The sequence below is a fragment of the Algoriella xinjiangensis genome, from assembly GCF_900115015.1.
Lineage (GTDB): Bacteria > Bacteroidota > Bacteroidia > Flavobacteriales > Weeksellaceae > Empedobacter > Empedobacter xinjiangensis.
Map to the genome: position 1 here is coordinate 196,525 of NZ_FOUZ01000002.1, position 16,582 is coordinate 213,106.

Annotated in this window: 19 protein-coding genes; 11 read left to right on the forward strand and 8 right to left on the reverse strand. The window is 32.6% G+C overall.

The features are described 5' to 3' along the window. Nucleotides 1-5: 5 nt before the first annotated feature. The 7 genes from accB to BM072_RS02510 form a co-directional block, all read right to left on the reverse strand. On the reverse strand, nucleotides 6-488 hold the full coding sequence (accB, locus tag BM072_RS02480) for an acetyl-CoA carboxylase biotin carboxyl carrier protein (RefSeq protein ID WP_092906228.1): 483 nt from the start codon (nucleotides 486-488) through the stop codon (nucleotides 6-8). A 126-nt stretch (nucleotides 489-614) separates the two neighbouring features. Next, the gene (gene rpmF / locus BM072_RS02485) at nucleotides 615-812 is read right to left on the reverse strand and encodes a 50S ribosomal protein L32 (protein ID WP_092906230.1); all 198 of its coding nucleotides are present in this window, start codon (nucleotides 810-812) and stop codon (nucleotides 615-617) included. 55 nt (nucleotides 813-867) lie between these two features. After that, complete coding sequence (locus tag BM072_RS02490) at nucleotides 868-1,455, reverse strand: YceD family protein (RefSeq protein ID WP_092906232.1); 588 nt, start codon at nucleotides 1,453-1,455, stop codon at nucleotides 868-870. A 75-nt stretch (nucleotides 1,456-1,530) separates the two neighbouring features. Next, entirely contained in the window at nucleotides 1,531-2,598 is a 1,068-nt protein-coding gene (gene pdxA / locus BM072_RS02495) for a 4-hydroxythreonine-4-phosphate dehydrogenase PdxA (RefSeq protein ID WP_092906234.1), read from the reverse strand. 9 nt (nucleotides 2,599-2,607) lie between these two features. Then, nucleotides 2,608-3,084, reverse strand: coding sequence for a hypothetical protein (locus BM072_RS02500; protein ID WP_092906236.1), 477 nt, complete (start codon nucleotides 3,082-3,084; stop codon nucleotides 2,608-2,610). Between the two features lie 9 nt (nucleotides 3,085-3,093). Next, a complete protein-coding gene (locus BM072_RS02505; protein ID WP_092906237.1) occupies nucleotides 3,094-3,480 on the reverse strand; it encodes a RidA family protein in 387 nt (128 codons plus the stop codon). Nucleotides 3,481-3,492: 12 nt separating this feature from the next. Further along, nucleotides 3,493-6,087, reverse strand: a complete 2,595-nt coding sequence (locus BM072_RS02510; protein WP_092906465.1) for a putative LPS assembly protein LptD — start codon at nucleotides 6,085-6,087, stop codon at nucleotides 3,493-3,495. 72 nt (nucleotides 6,088-6,159) lie between these two features. On the opposite strand from BM072_RS02510, the gene BM072_RS02515 reads away from it, so the two are divergent. The 11 genes from BM072_RS02515 (at nucleotide 6,160) to BM072_RS02565 (ending at nucleotide 15,909) form a co-directional block, all read left to right on the forward strand. After that, nucleotides 6,160-7,452 (forward strand): N-acetylmuramoyl-L-alanine amidase family protein, encoded by a 1,293-nt coding sequence (locus BM072_RS02515; protein WP_245752030.1) that lies wholly within the window; start codon nucleotides 6,160-6,162, stop codon nucleotides 7,450-7,452. Nucleotides 7,453-7,510: 58 nt separating this feature from the next. After that, the gene (locus BM072_RS02520) at nucleotides 7,511-8,485 is read left to right on the forward strand and encodes an MlaD family protein (protein ID WP_092906241.1); all 975 of its coding nucleotides are present in this window, start codon (nucleotides 7,511-7,513) and stop codon (nucleotides 8,483-8,485) included. A 53-nt stretch (nucleotides 8,486-8,538) separates the two neighbouring features. Continuing rightward, nucleotides 8,539-9,867: a 4Fe-4S dicluster domain-containing protein gene (locus BM072_RS02525; protein ID WP_092906243.1), complete on the forward strand. Its 1,329-nt coding sequence runs from the start codon at nucleotides 8,539-8,541 to the stop codon at nucleotides 9,865-9,867. A 63-nt stretch (nucleotides 9,868-9,930) separates the two neighbouring features. After that, nucleotides 9,931-10,359, forward strand: a complete 429-nt coding sequence (locus BM072_RS02530; RefSeq protein ID WP_092906245.1) for an LNS2 domain-containing protein — start codon at nucleotides 9,931-9,933, stop codon at nucleotides 10,357-10,359. A gap of 39 nt (nucleotides 10,360-10,398) precedes the next feature. Further along, a complete protein-coding gene (locus tag BM072_RS02535) occupies nucleotides 10,399-11,187 on the forward strand; it encodes a (Fe-S)-binding protein (RefSeq protein WP_092906247.1) in 789 nt (262 codons plus the stop codon). Nucleotides 11,188-11,353: 166 nt separating this feature from the next. Then, nucleotides 11,354-11,821 carry a hypothetical protein gene (locus tag BM072_RS02540; protein ID WP_092906249.1) on the forward strand — a complete coding sequence of 156 codons (468 nt, stop codon included), beginning with the start codon at nucleotides 11,354-11,356 and terminating at the stop codon, nucleotides 11,819-11,821. 112 nt (nucleotides 11,822-11,933) lie between these two features. Then, nucleotides 11,934-12,536: a LemA family protein gene (locus BM072_RS02545; RefSeq protein ID WP_092906467.1), complete on the forward strand. Its 603-nt coding sequence runs from the start codon at nucleotides 11,934-11,936 to the stop codon at nucleotides 12,534-12,536. 6 nt (nucleotides 12,537-12,542) lie between these two features. Then, complete coding sequence (locus BM072_RS02550; protein ID WP_092906251.1) at nucleotides 12,543-12,983, forward strand: TPM domain-containing protein; 441 nt, start codon at nucleotides 12,543-12,545, stop codon at nucleotides 12,981-12,983. Then, nucleotides 12,964-13,773, forward strand: a complete 810-nt coding sequence (locus BM072_RS02555) for a TPM domain-containing protein (RefSeq protein WP_092906253.1) — start codon at nucleotides 12,964-12,966, stop codon at nucleotides 13,771-13,773. Before BM072_RS02550 ends, BM072_RS02555 begins: the two co-directional genes overlap by 20 nt. A gap of 99 nt (nucleotides 13,774-13,872) precedes the next feature. Continuing rightward, nucleotides 13,873-15,240 carry a dGTP triphosphohydrolase gene (dgt, locus tag BM072_RS02560; protein ID WP_092906255.1) on the forward strand — a complete coding sequence of 456 codons (1,368 nt, stop codon included), beginning with the start codon at nucleotides 13,873-13,875 and terminating at the stop codon, nucleotides 15,238-15,240. A gap of 216 nt (nucleotides 15,241-15,456) precedes the next feature. After that, on the forward strand, nucleotides 15,457-15,909 hold the full coding sequence (locus tag BM072_RS02565; RefSeq protein ID WP_092906257.1) for a GNAT family N-acetyltransferase: 453 nt from the start codon (nucleotides 15,457-15,459) through the stop codon (nucleotides 15,907-15,909). Between the two features lie 82 nt (nucleotides 15,910-15,991). Here BM072_RS02565 and BM072_RS02570 read toward each other — a convergent pair whose 3' ends face one another. Then, nucleotides 15,992-16,522: an RNA methyltransferase gene (locus BM072_RS02570; protein WP_092906259.1), complete on the reverse strand. Its 531-nt coding sequence runs from the start codon at nucleotides 16,520-16,522 to the stop codon at nucleotides 15,992-15,994. Nucleotides 16,523-16,582 lie beyond the last annotated feature (60 nt).

A 16,582-nucleotide genomic window follows, 5' to 3' on the forward strand; every position in this document is an offset into this window, starting at 1 on the left:
ATAGATTAAGCTGGATCAACTAAGAATAATGGTTGATCGTACTCAACTGGACTAGCGTCGTCTACTAATATTTTAACAATTTTTCCAGAAACTTCAGCTTCAATTTCGTTGAATAATTTCATTGCTTCAACAATACATAAAACTTTACCAGGAGCGATAGTATCACCAACACCTACAAAAGAGTCTTTACCTGGTCCTGAAGAGCGGTAGAATGTACCAATCATCGGAGATTTAATTGTAATTAAGTTACTGTTTTCATCAGCAACTGGCGTAGTAGAGTCAGATGTTACTGCAGCTGGCGCTTGAGGTAATGGCGCGTTAAATTGTGGTTGAGCTTGCGGTACATAAAATTGTTGAGAAGCTGTTTGAGCAGGAACGCTGTGTAACGTTTTGATTTTAATCTCAATATCTTCTTGCTTGATACTTACTTCAGCAACTTCTGCTTTTGATACGAATCTAATTAAATTTTGAATGTCTTTAATGTCCATATAATGCGGTTTTTATTTTGACCTTGTTCGTTATATTTTTGTTAAACGAAGACCAAAGGTATTAAAAAAAATAAAAAAAGCTGCTTCTTTTTTAAGAAACAGCTCCAAAATCTTTCAAAGATTGTATTATTCAGTAACTTCTTGTACTTTTTCTAATACTACTTTACCTTTGTAGTATAATTTTCCGTCAGCCCAGTGAGCTCTGTGGTATAAATGTGCTTCACCAGAAGTTTTATCGATTGCTATTTGTGGAGCTTCGATTTTGTAGTGCGTTCTACGTTTATCTCTTCTTGTTGACGACTGTCTTCTCTTAGGATGTGCCATATCTAACTACTTTTTTTTCTTTATTTCTATATGTTATATTAACTAATAAAACCAATTAAGGTTTTAAATCTTTCAATTTTGCCCAACGTGGATCAATGTCTTCATTATCGTCGTCATCTTCTCCTTCGTTGTTTTCTTCTTCATCATACTCGTTGTCTGTCGTATCTTCGTTTATTTCGTAAATACTATACTGATCGAGTAAATCAATTAATTCTGAATTACTTTCTCCGTTTAAAACATCGGGATGAATTCTTTTTGTTGGCACAGATAGCATGGCTAATTCATAAAGAACTTGCGCTACATTGATTTGGTAATCCTCACGAGGAATAACCCATACTTCACTATCTGTATCATCAAACTCGTCGCCAAATTTAACAATTAATTCTGCATTATTCGAAATTTTTTGCGGAAACAATTCTCCAGTCAAATCACATGGCACAGTAATGTGTCCATTTAAGTCGATTTGTAACTCTAACATTGTCGATTTTTTTTCTAAACTGATTGATATATTCAACTTAGGACTTTCAAAATCTTGCTCAATTTCAAATAAATCAAAGAACGATTGCGATAATTCGAACGTAAAATCATTCTCACCTAAAGGCAAGCTTGAAAATACAATATTATAATTTTTTAACTTGTCCATACCATGAAAAGGTCTGCAAAGATAATTTATTTTATTTGAAATAAATAGTCTTTATCAATGATATTTTATTTTTTTTTAATTTTCTCCTCTTTCTAATTTCAAAGGGGTAGATTGTAGCACATTTTTCGTTAACTCTTGATACTCTAAACGATTTTTGTGTAATTCTATTGCCGAAAAAATTGCTTCTTTAAATGATTCTTCGTTTGCAATTCCTTTTCCAGCGATGTCGTAGGCTACGCCATGATCTGGTGATGTGCGCACAAATTTTAATCCTGCTGTATAGTTTACACCTTCGTCAAAACTAATCGTTTTAAAGGCAACTAAACCTTGATCGTGATACATTGCCAAAACAGCATCAAAAACATCTAAATTAGAAGGATTAAAAAAGCTATCGGCAGAATATGGTCCGTAAACCAATTGATCATCATTAATACAACGCTGAATAACTGGTTGAATAATTTCTTTTTCTTCGCTTCCTAATAAACCATTATCACCAGCATGTGGATTTAATCCTAAAACGGCAATTTTTGGTTTTGAAATGGCATAATCTTCTACTAAACTTTTGTAAATCTGCTGAATTTTAGCATAAACAGATTCTTGAGAAATGCTTTCTGCAATTTTATGAACCGGAATATGTTGTGTAACTAAACCAACACGTAATTTTTCTGAAACTAAGAACATCAAAGGATTTCCGCCCCAAACTTCGCCCAAATATTCGGTATGACCAGGGAAATGAAATTCTTCTGACTGAATATTGTCTTTGTTGATTGGCGCAGTTACCAAAACATCCGTAAAACCGTCTGTTACCGATTGTGCAGCTGCTTTTAAAGATTGATAAGCATGTTCGCCAGCTTCTTTGGTTACTTTACCAAAATGAATATCAATTTGGTCTTTCCAAAGGTTAACAACATTTATTTTTCCGTCAACAATTTGGTTTACATCTTGTATTCCTTGAAAATTAATTTTGTCAAAGTTTAAGCGATCTTTTTGAAAAGATAACAATTTTGTCGAACCAAAAATAACAGGTGTAAAAAACTCTGTCATTTCTTTTTCTTGTAACGTTTTCAGAATAACTTCTATTCCAATTCCGTTATAATCACCAATTGAGATGGCAACTCTAATTTTTCTATCTTTTTCAGACATAATTTTTGTTTAAAATGATTGACTTGAAGGTTTCGATTTTTTGAAAAATTTCTTGTAAATTAAATCGACAAATAAACCTCCAATCCAAGAAGAAAAGAATAAAACTGGGCAAATTGCAATTTCGTACCAAGTTGGGTGATATGGCGTTATTATAACGTCGCCAAGCGCAACAATTAGTAAAATAAAACCTACAAACATGGTGTATGCTTGTTTGGCTCTTCTTACAATAATTGCTGTGATTACACCACCAATAAGCGCTGCAATACCACTGATAGCCAGCATTGACCCAAAAAATTGAACTTCGTGTTTTTTTCCTTCTCCGTGCGAAAAGTATTTGATGATATGTCTCCATTCTGGAAAAACTTTATCATCCCATCCTAATCTATCTGCATTGTATAAAAGTCCAAATTGAATAATTACAAAGATTATTGCTAATCCTATAATTACGGCAATTGTGTTTCTTAATACAGTTTTGTCTTTTAGCATAGTTTTATTTTAGTCTGCAATTGCAATCACAGATATTTCTACATTTACGTCGCGAGGTAAACGCGCAACTTCTACACATTCGCGTGCAGGATAATTTTCGTCGTTAAAGTATGAAGCATAAACTTCGTTTAACGCATTAAAATCGTTTAAATCTTTTACAAAAATAGTTGTTTTTACAACGTTATCAATAGAAGTTCCTCCAGCTTCTAGAATTGCAATTACATTTTTCATTACTTGATGAACTTCGTCTTGAATTCCAGTTGTAACCAATTCGTTTTTCTCTACATTGAAAGGTATTTGTCCAGATGTGTAAAGAAAACCGTTGTATTTTACACCTTGCGAATATGGTCCAATTGCTTGTGGCGCTTTGTCTGTATGTACAATTTGTTTTTTCATTTTTTTATATTTTTAGTAATTAAGTCTTGATCTGTCGTTGTATTTTAAATCGCTTAAGATTGAAGCTTTGATTCCGATAAAGAAATCATAACTTTTATATGTTCCCATTGGTGTCCAACCAAATGATAAAGTGAAACTTCGTAAATCTCTCTCAAAACCGAAACGTACATAAGTAATCTCGTTGTCAATAAAATCATACGTTGCATTTGCTGTGATTGCCCAATAAGGTGTTGGCGATATTTTACCATTCATAGCCAAAGATCCAGTTCCGATACCTTTTCTGGCTGTTCCTTTTGAATACGTATAACTAACATTGGTAGTTAAACTCCACGGAATTGCGAAATGCGCGTAATTATCGTTGTCGTAATAAAAGTTTTCATCACGTACTGTTCCTCGTTTTCTGTAGTTTTTGGCATCAAATGTTTTACCTCCAAAAGTACTATTGTCAAATGTATAACCCGTTCCTAATGTTACGTTAGATACTTTGAAATCTCCCAATTTATCAATGTATTCAGATCTTTCTTGACCAGATGCATCAATATAACGTTGTATTTTATATGGATTAACAGTTGCCGCAAATTGAACATTAACTTTACGATCAAACAAAGAAGTCATTCCGTTAACACTAATTGGAGAAAGTTTAAATTCTTCTGCAGAAAAATTATAAGCAGAGCTTAAACGTAAATATTCAAATATTTTTACTTTTTTGAAACCTTTTGGATCGCTACTATCTTTTACTTTTATCTCTAAATTGTTAGATAAACTAAAGTTTAAAGAATTTGTTAAACCAGGAATACTAACACCATATAACATGTTTTCGTATTGAGAATACCAAATTTCTTCTTGGTTCATATTCTTATAAAAAGAATAATATCCCCAATTTTCTGACTGAAAGTTTGGTGTGTAACTATACCCAATAGACGGTGTAATAACGTGCTGAATTCCTAAAATATTAGCTTCTTTATTTTGGTTGATAAACGTTCCGTAAATATTGGTAGAAACCGATGCGTTAAAGTTAAAAGTACGATATGCATTAAATCCTTTTAGATAGGTATCTTCGATTTTATTATTAACCGAATTATAGTTTCTCACTAATTTATTATCTCCCCAAACTTCGTTATAATCAGAAGATAAAGTTAATGGGAAATAATTAGCAAGCGTAATACCAGTTTGCAAACCAATCTTGTGATTTGCACCCATACGCATTTGCTCTTTCCACATTTTATCTGTAAAAATATCGTTGTCGTTGGTTTTTACTTCATTCCCAGCCTGCATTGCATAGGTTAATCCAAGATTTTGTAATAAACCTTCTTTTGGTGTATTTTTCTTTGCAAACGGAAAAATACGAGACATGTTTAAGTTAAGTCGAGGAAAAGCAATGTTAATATCACCTGTATTGTAATTTTGAGAGTGCGACATACTCAATTGAGCAGTTAAAGGTGCATTTTCAAAGTTTTTTGTTAAGTTGATAGACGAGTTAACGTTATTTGTAAAAACTTGACCGGTATTGATATATTGATTTCTTACAGATTCACGGTAATATTTAGAACTCGAAAAGTTAACATTTGCGTTAAATAATAAATACGGATTGGCTTTACTATCTTGTGTATGCGACCACATAACACCAAACAAGCTTTGTTTAGAAAATGCATTGGTACCTTCAGTTAAACCTTTTATACCCGTTAATCTATTTTCTACATTGGCAGATACTTGACCATTGTATTTGTATCGTTTTCGGTAAGTAGATTCTGCACGAGCTGCCCAACTACCTTTTGTATAGATATCACCAGAAAGTTTTAAATCAAAATTATCCCCAAATGGTACATAAAAACCTAAATCTTCAATAAAAAAACCAAGGTTTGAACGTTCTCCTGGTCGAGGCATCAAAATACCTGCCGCACGTTTTTCGCCCATTGCAGGAATATAACCAAATGGTAACGCCAAAGGTGTAGGAACATCATATACCCAAAACTGAATTGGACCTGTAATCAATGTTTTCTTTCCTTTTTTATCAATCATTTTACCTTCGCTTGCGCGCATAAAATAATCTGGTCGCGTATCTTTTCCTTCCTTAAAATAAGTATCGGTTGTAAAATCTGCACGTTTCAAAAGCATTACAGAGTCGTTAACTCGCTTTGCTTTATCAGCGATAATAATACCTTCATCTTGCGTCATTCGGATATTATACGCAATCCCTACTTTGGTTTTGAAATTAACTTTAAAAGCATCTTGAAGAATTTCTTGCTGCCCTTGCGTAAACTTTGTTTTTTCAATAATATTACCAATAGAGTCGCGCTTACCTTCGGCATATACGTCACCCGTATCCCAATTAAGCTCAATGTAATCAGCATCAATAGTCATATCGCCATAAACCACACGCGCTTTGCGTAGCAAATACGTCATGCGTTTTTTACGGTTATGAATTTCGTCTTCAGAACTATGTTCCACTATAAACTCTAATTTTTCCTTTACAGGAATAATTGTATCTAATTTTATTGAATCAGAAACAACTTTAGCGTTATCTTTATCTTTAATTTGTCCAAAGGAAATGGTGCAAACCATAACTGGACTAAAAAATAAAATCGATTTAATTGCTTTTGTAAACAAATTGAAAAACTTATTTTTTATAAATTGCGTCAAAATTAATCAAAAAAACAAACCTATAGTATGAGTTTAAAAATGATTAACATACAAAAGTATTTATTTTTTGCAATGATGTTGGTATTTTCTACGATTTCATTTGCACAAAAAAAACAAAATTTTGTTATAGTGATCGATGCTGGGCATGGAGGGAAAGATGTAGGAGCAAGAGGAGTAGCTGATTTAGAAAAGAATATCGCGCTAGATGTGGCACTTCGTTTTGGTAATATGATTGAAAAAAATCACAAAGATGTTAAAGTGGTTTGGACACGTAAAACGGATATTTTCTTAGAATTATGGGAAAGAACTCGTATTTCGAATGACAATCACGCTAATTTATTTGTCTCAGTTCACTGTAATTCTGCAACAAATAGCAGCGCAACAGGAACCGAAACATTTGTGATGGGTTTAAAACGATCTAGTGAGACTGATGAGGTGTCAAGACGAGAAAACTCGGTAGTTTTTTTAGAAAAAGACCAAGAGAAATACGAGAAATTTGATCCAAACGATCCCGAAGCTGTTATTGCTTTCGAGATTATGAATGCTGCGTATAAAGAGCAATCTATTCGTTTTGCAGATTTGGTAGAAAAGAATTTTGTTAACCGAGATTTCAGAAAAAGTAGAGGAGTTAAACAAAATAACTTTCACGTATTAAGAGGAAATGCATCGCCATCGGTTTTGGTCGAGTTAGGATTTATCTCGAATTATGATGAAGGAACTTTTTTGGCTTCGGAAGATGGAAAACAAAAAACGGCAGAAACTTTGTATGAATCTTTCAAACAATTTAAAAAAGAATTTGACCGTAGAAGTGGAATCGAAGATGAACCAGCGCCAAAACCAGTTAAAAAAGTTGAAAAACCAGTAGAAGGTAAAAAACTTAAGGTGAAAGTAATGGAATCTAAAATGAAATTTTCTGCAACATCGCCACAATTAAGAGGTTTAACAGATTTGGATGTAATACAAGAAGGAGACAATTATGTGTATTATTATGGTGAAACAGATTTGCAATCTCGCGCAGATGATTTACTAAATACCGTAAAAAGAAAAGGTTTTTCTGGTGCTAAAATTGTAGAATTTGAAACGAATAAACGATTGGAAGGTGGTAAAAATTACCGCGTTCAGTTTATGACTTCGAACAAAAAATACAAAGATCGCGACGATAAATTTAACGGTCTTACAAACGTATTACGCGTAAAAGAAGGCAATTTACAGAAATACTATTTTGGTGCAGATAAAACAATGGAAGCTGCTCAAAAAACACTGAAAGACGTACAAGACAAAGGTTTTAGAAACGCCTTTATCGTGACATTTAATGGCGAAGATCCATTATAATGTAATATAAAATGTTTCTTTACAAATTAAGTTTTATTTTTGCACAAAATCATTACAAGTGAAATTATCTAAAGAATTAAAAATAGGAATCATAACCATTATAACATTAATTGGTTTTTTCATGTTATTCAATTTCTTAAAAGGACAAAATATTTTTTCATCAGGACGTTTATTTACGGTGAAATTTGAAAACGTGAATGGACTTGCTCCTTCAAAACCTGTATCAATAAACGGATTGAGGGTTGGACAAGTAAAAGAGATAAAAATTATAGAAACTGCTAAACCAATTTATTTTGAAGTTGTTTTATCAGTAGATAAAGACATTGAATTTTCTAAGAAAACAATTGCAGAAATTTACGAACCAGGACTTATGTCTGGTCCAGAAGTACGTTTATTGTTAGATTATGGTCCAGATATCGCAAAAGATGGCGATTATTTAGAAGGACGTATTGCAGGCGGAATGTTAGATGGTTTTACAAAACAATTATCACCAACACAAGCAAAATTAGACAGTGTTTTATTAAGTTTTAATCAAACATTAGGAAGTGTAAATAAGGTGTTAGACGCCGATACACAGCAAGATATTAAAGCAATGTTGAAGAATTTGAATCATACAATTGATACATTTGATCAAACTGCAAAATCATTAACTGCAACTTCTAATAGTGCAAATAATTTAATTAAAACCAACGAAAAAACGTTAAATGCAACGCTTAATAATGCAAATGCAACTTTAGCTTCGGCTAAAACAACGGTTGACAAATTTGGAAAAACGGCTGATAAATTAAATGCATTAGAGTTGGATCAAGTAATCAAGAATTTTGAAAATGCATCTAAAAACTTAAACACATTATTAGAAGATATGAATAATGGGAAAGGTTCTTTAGGTAAATTAGCAAAAGACGACAGTATTGCAAATGAGCTAGAAGCGACAATAAAAAATATGAATTCTTTGGTTGAAGATTTAAAGAAAAATCCAAGTCGATATGTTAATATTTCGGTTTTTGGAAAAAAACAACCTGTTCAACCATAACAAAAAGACAAAAATACTAATACTCAAAACTCACAAAAGAATTATTTAAAATGATGAAGTACATTCCAAATGTAATCTTTGCCCTAATAATGATTGGTAGTCTCTGGTTTTTTGCGCAAAACGTAAAACGCCTGATTCGAAATATCAAATTAGGAAAAGAAATTGATCGTTTTGATCACCCAAAAGAAAGGTGGAAAACGATGGCGCGCGTCGCCTTAGGACAAGGCAAAATGACCGCTCGTCCGCTTGCTGGTATTCTACATATTTTTGTTTATGTAGGGTTTGTTTTAATCAATATTGAAGTACTAGAAATTATAATAGACGGTTTGTTTGGAACGCACCGTATATTAAGTTTTATGGGTGGATTTTATGATGGAATGATTGCTTTCTTCGAGATTTTAGCATTCTTAGTAATGGTTTCATGTATCATTTTTTGGTGCAGAAGAAACATTGTAAAAATTAAACGTTTCTGGAAGCCAGAAATGAAAGGTTGGCCAAAAGATGATGCAAATTATATCCTTTTTATGGAAGTTGCATTTATGTTGGCTTTATTTACAATGAATGGTGCCGATCAAGTTTTACAACAAATGGGCGCAGCTCATTATCCAAAAGCTGGATCTTTTCCAATTTCTAGTTGGTTAACAGCGCCGTTGTTAAGTCATTTTAACGACATTACTTTTGTAACACTTGTAGAAAGAGCTGCTTGGTGGTTTCATATCGTCGGGATTTTCTTTTTCTTAAATTATTTATATTATTCAAAACACTTACACATCATCCTAGCTTTCCCAAATACATGGTTTTCTAAATTAGAACCTAAAGGAGAGTTTAACAATTTACAAGCGGTAACAAACGAAGTAAAAATGATGATGGATCCAAATGCAGATCCTTACGCTGCACCTGCTGAACCACAGGGAGAGCCAGAAACATTTGGAGCAAAAGACGTTTTTGATCTTAATCGTGTACAATTATTAAACGCTTATACGTGTACAGAATGTGGACGTTGTACGTCTGAATGTCCAGCTAATTTAACAGGTAAAAAATTATCTCCTCGTAAAATTATGATGGATACGCGCGATCGTTTAGAAGATATTAGCCGTAATATGGATGCGAACGAAGGTAAATTTGTTGACGATGGTAAAACATTGGTTAACGATTACATTTCGCCAGAAGAATTATGGGCTTGTACATCTTGTAACGCGTGTACACAAGCTTGTCCTGTAAATATCGATCCGTTGTCTATTATTATAGATTTACGTCGTTATTTGGTAATGGAACAATCTGCTGCGCCAAATGAATTGAATATGATGATGACCAATGTCGAAAACAATGGTGCACCATGGCAATTTAATACAGCAGACAGATTAAACTGGGCAAACGACTAAAATTGTAAAATACAATTACTCATTCTCAAAAACTATTAATTACACATACAAACACAACACACAATGGAGAATTTTTTAGAGGAGAAGATTGAAAACGGAGAAAGAGTAAGTCCTATTTTACCAGAAGATATCAAAAATTATTTGATTGATATTGATGGAACAATTTGCGACGATATTCCAAACGAAGAACCAGAACGCATGTTAACAGCAGAAGTTTATCCTGATGCTTTAGAAACATTAAATAAATGGTACGACGAAGGACATGTTATCACATTTTTTACATCAAGAACAGAAGAACATCGTGAATACACAGAAATTTGGTTAAAACAACATGGCTTTAAATACTATGGTTTATTAATGGGAAAACCTCGAGGAGGCAATTATCATTGGGTAGACAACCATTTAGTAAAAGCAACACGATACAATGGTAAATTTACAGATTTGGTAGAAAAAAATGTCTCGATTCAAGTTTTTGATGACGGTAAACATTAAGCCAAATCAAATAAAATAACTTAAAGACTACAAAAAAATATGTCAACTATTACAGTTAAAACAATGGCTCAATATATGGCCGAAGGCAAACAACCAGAAGTTTTATTTTGGGTTGGTTGTGCCGGAAGTTTTGATGACAGAGCAAAAAAAATAACACGAGCATTCGTCAAAATATTAAATAACATCGGAATAGAATTTGCAGTTTTAGGAACAGAAGAATCATGTACCGGAGATCCTGCAAAGCGTGCTGGTAACGAATTCGTTTTCCAAATGCAAGCTATGATGAATATTGAAGTATTGAATGCTTACGACGTTAAAAAAATTGTAACAACTTGTCCACATTGCTTCAATACCTTAAAAAACGAATACCCAAGTTTGGGAGGTAATTACGAGGTTTTACATCATTCTCAATATTTACAACAATTGATTAATGAAGATAAATTAACAATTGAAGGAGATGTTTTTAAAGGAAAACGAATCACTTTTCACGATCCTTGTTATTTAGGTCGTGGTAATGATGTTTACCAAGCGCCTCGCGATTTGATTGAGAAATTAGATGCAGAACTTGTGGAAATGAAACGTTGTAAAACACGTGGATTATGTTGTGGTGCAGGTGGCGCGCAAATGTTTAAAGAACCAGAAAAAGGTGATAAAGACATTAATGTAGAACGTACAGAAGAAGCCTTAGAAAAAGAGCCACATATTATTGCAACGGGTTGTCCTTTTTGCAATACAATGATGACAGATGGTGTAAAACATTTTGAGAAAGAATCAACGGTACTTGTAAAAGATTTAGCCGAATTGATTATGGAAGCGAAAGATTTATAACCAAATTTTCTAGTTTTAAAATATAAAAAAGCCATCTCGTTGAGGTGGTTTTTTTTATGATTAAATTTTAAGAAGAGAAGATTATCTCATGTTTTCTCAAAATGAAAGCGCATCAAAGCACCAAATTTATTTTGTATCTTTGAAACAGAAATTTAAAACGAGGAAAATGAATTTAACAGACGATTCAAGAATTTGGATTTTTCAATCCAATCGTAAATTCTCAACATCAGAAAAAGAAGCTATTACAGCTAAACTAAATAATTTTATTGCTGATTGGAACGCACATGGTGCAGAACTTTTAGCGGATTTTGATTTACCATTTGATCAATTTATTGTGGTTGGTGTAGACGAAAAGCAAGCAACTGCAAGTGGTTGTTCTATCGATAAATTAACAAAGTTAATCCGCGAAATTGATGCAGATTATTCGTATGATTTATTAAACAGAATGTTAGTTTCTTACGAAGACCAAGAAAAAGTTGTGGTAGAAAAATTACCAGCTTTTAAACAAAAAGTAAAAGCAGGAGAAATTACAAATGTCAATGTTTTTAATAACGGTGTTTCTTCTTTAAGCGATTTTAAACAAAATTGGTTACTTCCTTTAGAGGATAGTTGGGCAAAAACCTTGTTAAATTAAGGTCTTACAAAATATTAAAAGTACAAGCCGAGTTTTATAAAAGCTCGGCTTTATTTTTGCTATATTGTTGTTGAAAAATACTATTTTTACTTTATTAATAAATTTAAAAACTATGAAAAGCAAAGGCTGTCTTATTGGGGGAATTATTCTTGTGTTATTAGCAGGTGTAGTTTTCTGGGGAATTGGAATTTCCAACAACATTAAAACAACAGATCAAAGTGTACAAAAACAATGGTCAAATGTAGAAAATACATACCAAAAACGTTCTGATTTAATTCCAAACTTAGTAAACACGGTAAAAGGTGCGGCTAATATGGAAAAAGAAACATTGACGGCTGTAATTGATGCGCGTGCAAAAGCAACATCTAATCAAATTAAAATTGATGATGCAAGTCAATTAACGGATGCTAATATTGCTAAATTTCAAGCGGCTCAAGATCAATTGGGATCAACTTTGAGTAGATTATTAGTTTCTGTAGAAAAATATCCAGACATTAAATTCAACCAAAATTTCACGGCATTACAAGCAGAATTATCTAGCATTGAACAAGAAGTTTTATTCGAAAGAAAAAAATACAACGATTCTGCAGAAAAATTTAATAGCATGATTGTTACATTTCCTAATAGCTTAATTGCTGGATTTACAGGTGCTACGAAGAAAGGTTATTTTAAAGCTGCTGCAGGTTCTGAAAATGCACCTAAAGTAGAATTTTAAGTAGATATGGGAAATAAGAAACACAAATTTCTTTCTCCAAAAGATGAAAAAAAAATCATCAAAGCCATTCAAAAAGCTGAAAAAAATACAAGCGGAGAGATTCGAATTCATATCGAGTTCGAATCTTCTGCTAATCATTTAGAAAAAGCTTTAGAAGTTTTTGAGCGATTAGAAATGAATCAAACTAAAGACAGAAATGGGGTTTTATTTCATGTTTCTCCGGACGATCATAATTTTACGATTATTGGCGATGAAGGAATTGACAAAGTAACGCCTGATGATTTTTGGGATGATATAAAAGAAGATGTTGTAAAACGCTTCAAAAAAGAAAAATATGTAAAAGGGCTTTGCGAAGGAATTAAAAAAACCGGAAAAGCTTTAAAAAAATATTTTCCTCATCAAGAGGACGATGTAAACGAATTACCAGATGAAATTAGCTACAGCTAGATACTTTTTTCTAACATTTTTTCTTGCACTGATTACTGCTTTTGGTCAAACACCAGAACAGTTATTAAAACAGAAGCCAGAAAAAAGATTAGTCCATGATTATGCCCATGTTTTTGATGCCATGCAATTGGATCAATTAGAACGAAAATTGGTTGCATATGACGATTCTACCTCAACACAAATACTAGTATTAACAGTTGAATCGTTAGATGGTTATCCGTTAGAAACATTTGCGAATGATATTGGAGAAAAATGGGGTGTTGGTACACAAGGCAAAGACAACGGTGTTGTAATTGTTTTGAGTAAACAAGACCGCAAAATAACCATAAGAACAGGTTATAGCGCTCAAATTTATTTACCACCAAGCATCAATAAAGCTATTATTGACAATACGATTATACCGTATTTTAAACAAGGCGATTATGCGGGCGGAATTAATGCAGGTGTCGATAATATTTTTAAAGCATTTGCAGGGCAATATAAACAAGATAAACCAAAAAAATCAACAGATTCTGGTCTCGATTGGTTAACGTTAATATTCGGTATTTTATTTTTTGTATTTATTTTTTACATCATGTCAAAAGGTAATAACGGTGGAAAAGGTAACGGAAACAACGGTGGAAGACGAAGCATTTTAGATGATGTAATTCTAATGAACACTGGGCGATCAGTTTTTGGAGGCGGAAGCTTCGGATCGGGTGGTGGATTTGGTGGATCATCTGGCGGCGGTGGCTTTGGCGGTTTCGGCGGCGGAAGTTTCGGCGGCGGTGGCGCTTCAGGAAGTTGGTAAAATAAATTACTAAAAAATATAAAAAATCCAAGTTGTTTTTACAGCTTGGATTTTTTATAGCTAATTATTAATACTTAATTTAGATTTTTAAATCAATTTATGGAATCTCTCAATCACATATACACCAATCAACGTAGTAATACCAACGATACATCGGATGCAAGGTCTGAATATCAGAGAGATTATGATCGAATTATTTTTTCATCGGCTTTTCGGCGATTGCAAAATAAAACCCAAGTTTTTCCTTTACCCGGAAGTGTTTTTGTACACAATAGATTGACACATTCTTTAGAAGTGTCTTCGGTAGGACGTTCTATGGGAAATTTGGTTGGGAAATTTATTACCGAAAATTATAATTTGAGTGAAGAATCTTATGATTTTTATAATTATAGTATTCACGACGTTATTTCGGCGGCTTGTTTGTGTCACGATATCGGAAATCCCGCATTTGGACATTCGGGAGAAGATGCAATTGCGTCTTATTTTGATCGACATGAAAAAGAGTTGAAAGGTTTTTTTACAGAAGCTGAATGGGCAGATTTAATTAATTTTGAAGGAAATGCGAATGCAATCAGAATTTTAACGCAACAACAAAACGGAAAATCCGAAGGAGGTTTGCGTTTAACATATTCTACATTGGCTGCAATTGCTAAATATCCGTGCGAATCGGTAGCGAAAGATAAAAGTCAATTGCACCGTAAAAAGTTTGGATTTTTTCAAGCACAGAAAGAAGCCTTCAAAACAATTGCATCTAAAACGAATATGATTTTAGAAGCTAACGAACCAATTATTTACAAAAGACATCCGTTTGTTTGGCTGGTAGAAGCGGCCGACGATATTTGTTATAACATAATTGATGTTGAAGATTCGCAACGTTTAGGAATTATTGATCATGATAAATGCAAAAGATTATTTTTGAATTTGGTAGAATCATTGGATCCTTCCCAAATTGATAAAACAAAAATTACATTAAAATCAATTTCTGATAAAAATGATAGAATCGCTTATTTGCGTGCAAAATCAATCAATTTATTAACGCAAAAATCGGTGCAAGTTTACCAACAAAATTTTGAACAAATTGTAAAAGGTGAATTCAAAACAGCGCTGTTAGATATTATTAAAGATGAAACGGTAGACGAAACTAAAAAAGTTTTGACCGAAATTCAACGTTTTTCCAGAGAAAATATTTACAATCATCGTTCGGTTTTAGAAATCGAAAATGCAGGTTATAATGTAATGTCCGAATTACTTTCGCAATTTATTCCACCAATTTTGAAAGATGAAGCTGAAAGAAAAAGTTTCGAGAAAAAAGCATTACGCTTGGTTCCTTCTCAATTTTTGTACGAAAAAGGAACAAAATACCAAAAAGTGATGGGAATTTTAGATTATGTTTCGGGAATGACAGATAATTACGCAACAGAATTATATCGTCGTATCAAAGGAATTGAAATCGGAATGACAATTTAGTTTGAATTATAAATGATGAATTATTAATTAGAAAAGTCATGTTGAACTTGTTTCAACATCACATCAAACAAGTTAAAAAGCTATCATTTAAATATTGATTTTTGCTAATTAAGTCATGTTGAATTTATTTCAACATCACATCAGATAAGTTCAAAATCGTGTCATTTTGAGCTTGTCGAAAAATCTTTTTAAAAAAGTAAAATTTTTAGATATAAAATGGATAATGTAACAATAAGAGAGGCTAGGAGAGAAGATTGTCCTCGAATTTTAGAATTGATTAGAGAATTAGCTTTGTACGAAAAAGCGCCAGATGAGGTGACGGTAACATTAGAAGAAATGGAAGAATGTGGTTTTGGTAAAAAGCCAGTTTGGGGTTCTTTGGTTGCAGAAGTAAACAACGAAATTGTTGGTATTGCGTTGCATTATGACCGTTATTCAACTTGGAAAGGTCGTCGTTTATATTTGGAAGATTTAATTGTAACCGAATTTATGCGTGGAACTGGAATCGGAAAAATATTGTTAGATGAATTAATTGCTTACGGTAAAGCAAATAATTATAACGGGATGGTTTGGCAAGTGTTGGATTGGAACGAGTCTGCAATTAATTTCTATAAAAAATACAATGCTGATTTTGATCCAGAATGGATTAATGTATCAGTAAAATTTTAATAAAAAAAGCGATTCAATTTGAATCGCTTTTTTTTTGTCAAGCTAAATTTATTTCAGCTTCTTATTTATCTTAATTTGAAATTTATTTCATAAAACCTTCGTACCATTTCCACAAGATAATTCCTGTACAAACCGAAACGTTTAACGAATGTTTTGTACCAGATTGCGGAATTTCAATACATGTATCACATTGATCGATAATAGATTGTTGTACACCATCTACTTCATTTCCCATAACGATTGCATATTTTTGAGATTGATCAACTTTAAATTCATTCAATAAAACCGAATTTTCCGCTTGTTCTATTGTTACAATTTGGTAATTATCTGCTTTTAATTTTGCAACCAATTTGTTAGAATCTTCTACATATTCCCACGCTACAGAATTTTCTGCACCAATTGCAGTTTTATGAATTTCCTTATGTGGAGGCGTTGCCGTAATTCCACACAAATAAATTTTATCAATCAAAAAAGCATCAGATGTTCTAAAAACCGCACCAACATTGTGCATACTTCTAACATTGTCTAAAACAACTACAATCGGATGTTTTTCAATTTCTTTATATTCTTCAGTCGAAACACGACCTAATTCGTCTAATTTTAGTTTTCTCATCACTGCGTTTTTAACTAACTTAGCTGTTCAAAATTTATAATAATTTGACAAAAGTAGTAA

Excerpts from the sequence above, each read along its gene's own strand:
- accB (WP_092906228.1), bottom strand. The coding sequence starts at position 488 with ATGGACATTAAAGACATTCAAAATTTAATTAGATTCGTATCAAAAGCA.
- rpmF (WP_092906230.1), bottom strand. The coding sequence starts at position 812 with ATGGCACATCCTAAGAGAAGACAGTCGTCAACAAGAAGAGATAAACGT.
- BM072_RS02490 (WP_092906232.1), bottom strand. The coding sequence starts at position 1,455 with ATGGACAAGTTAAAAAATTATAATATTGTATTTTCAAGCTTGCCTTTA.
- pdxA (WP_092906234.1), bottom strand. The coding sequence starts at position 2,598 with ATGTCTGAAAAAGATAGAAAAATTAGAGTTGCCATCTCAATTGGTGAT.
- BM072_RS02500 (WP_092906236.1), bottom strand. The coding sequence starts at position 3,084 with ATGCTAAAAGACAAAACTGTATTAAGAAACACAATTGCCGTAATTATA.
- BM072_RS02505 (WP_092906237.1), bottom strand. The coding sequence starts at position 3,480 with ATGAAAAAACAAATTGTACATACAGACAAAGCGCCACAAGCAATTGGA.
- BM072_RS02515 (WP_245752030.1), top strand. The coding sequence starts at position 6,160 with ATGATTAACATACAAAAGTATTTATTTTTTGCAATGATGTTGGTATTT.
- BM072_RS02525 (WP_092906243.1), top strand. The coding sequence starts at position 8,539 with ATGAAGTACATTCCAAATGTAATCTTTGCCCTAATAATGATTGGTAGT.
- BM072_RS02530 (WP_092906245.1), top strand. The coding sequence starts at position 9,931 with ATGGAGAATTTTTTAGAGGAGAAGATTGAAAACGGAGAAAGAGTAAGT.
- BM072_RS02535 (WP_092906247.1), top strand. The coding sequence starts at position 10,399 with ATGTCAACTATTACAGTTAAAACAATGGCTCAATATATGGCCGAAGGC.
- BM072_RS02540 (WP_092906249.1), top strand. The coding sequence starts at position 11,354 with ATGAATTTAACAGACGATTCAAGAATTTGGATTTTTCAATCCAATCGT.
- BM072_RS02545 (WP_092906467.1), top strand. The coding sequence starts at position 11,934 with ATGAAAAGCAAAGGCTGTCTTATTGGGGGAATTATTCTTGTGTTATTA.
- BM072_RS02550 (WP_092906251.1), top strand. The coding sequence starts at position 12,543 with ATGGGAAATAAGAAACACAAATTTCTTTCTCCAAAAGATGAAAAAAAA.
- BM072_RS02555 (WP_092906253.1), top strand. The coding sequence starts at position 12,964 with ATGAAATTAGCTACAGCTAGATACTTTTTTCTAACATTTTTTCTTGCA.
- dgt (WP_092906255.1), top strand. The coding sequence starts at position 13,873 with ATGGAATCTCTCAATCACATATACACCAATCAACGTAGTAATACCAAC.
- BM072_RS02565 (WP_092906257.1), top strand. The coding sequence starts at position 15,457 with ATGGATAATGTAACAATAAGAGAGGCTAGGAGAGAAGATTGTCCTCGA.
- BM072_RS02570 (WP_092906259.1), bottom strand. The coding sequence starts at position 16,522 with ATGAGAAAACTAAAATTAGACGAATTAGGTCGTGTTTCGACTGAAGAA.